Source organism: Acinetobacter sp. 228 (assembly GCF_048147885.1).
This window is the reverse complement of record NZ_JAYWYV010000422.1, coordinates 1-1,179: the sequence shown is the minus strand read 5'-3', so window position 1 is coordinate 1,179 and position 1,179 is coordinate 1. Positions and strand designations below refer to the sequence as shown.

General features: G+C 41.0%; 1 protein-coding gene. It reads left to right on the top strand.

Features of this window, described 5'->3' with window-relative positions; all coding sequences use genetic code 11:
* On the top strand, positions 1–1,010 hold a 1,010-nt coding region (locus tag VXQ92_RS19540), incomplete at its 5' end, for a minor capsid protein (protein WP_416682911.1).
* Positions 1,011–1,179 lie beyond the last annotated feature (169 nt).

Below are 1,179 nucleotides of genomic sequence, written 5' to 3'. Positions count from 1 at the left end.
CAACTGAAATTAACAATCTCTTAACTCAGTTCGATTCGCTCTCTAGTGAAATGCTTTCGACGTTAAGAGATTTATTAGATGATTTGAGTGACGCTGAAAAGACTGCATTGATGGCAGGGCAATACACAACGCCTGTTTTAAAAGAAGTTAGAACATTAGTTCAGACTTGGCAGGCAAATGTTGCAGCAGGATTGCTTGAGAGCTTCACAGTTAGCGCAACGGCACTTGCTGTATACGAAGCTACATATCAGGCTAAAACTCTCGATAATCGCAAAATAGAGCCAAACGGCAAGACACTATTCAACAAGGCAAAGAAAACGCCTTTAAGCGGTGGTGTGCTACTTGATTATCTATTTGAGAAGATTGCAGACGATACAAAAGTACGAGTAGAGCAAACAATTCGAGATGGTCTATCTCGGGGTCAGACAAACCAGCAGATTGTTCAGCGAATTAAAGGCAAGAAGGCGCTCAATTACCAAGATGGCTTGCTTGATCAAAGTAGAAACCAGATTTCAACTATGGTTCGTACTGCTAGAAGTCATGTGTCAAATGTGGCCTTGAATGAAACGTATCAGACCATTGGTGTTGAGTATGTAAAGTTCATCGCAACACTGGATAGCCGTACTTCTAAAATCTGTATGGGTTACTCTGACAAGGTTTACAAGAAAGATGAGCCTCATCCAGTGCCACCACTTCACCCAAACTGTAGATCGATCCTGATTCCTGTTTCTGATGATTCAGGAAAAACAATTGGGATGCGTCCATTTAACAATAAAGTGAATGGTGAAGGTGAGATAGGCGTGGTTGATTCAAATACAACTTTCAAAGGCTGGTTTGATAAACAAGATGCATCTTTTCAAAAGTCTTGGCTTGGTCCATCACGATACAAACTATTCAAAGAGGGGAAATACTCATTGGATAAGTTTGTAGATCCTTTAACAGGTCAGCCATTCACACTTGCTGAACTCAAAAAGCTTGATGAAGAAATGTTTAAGAGGCTGGGACTGTGATCACATCAGAACAGCAACTTATTAATGACCTAATCCTCTGGTCTTGGACCATTCCAAGAAAGTAAATGATTCAAACCTTAGCACCTTCGGGTGCTTTTTTATTGCCCGCAGTTTGTGACTGCAAAACCGCTCAGGGAGCAAAACATGAAATACAAACTCGATAGCCTAG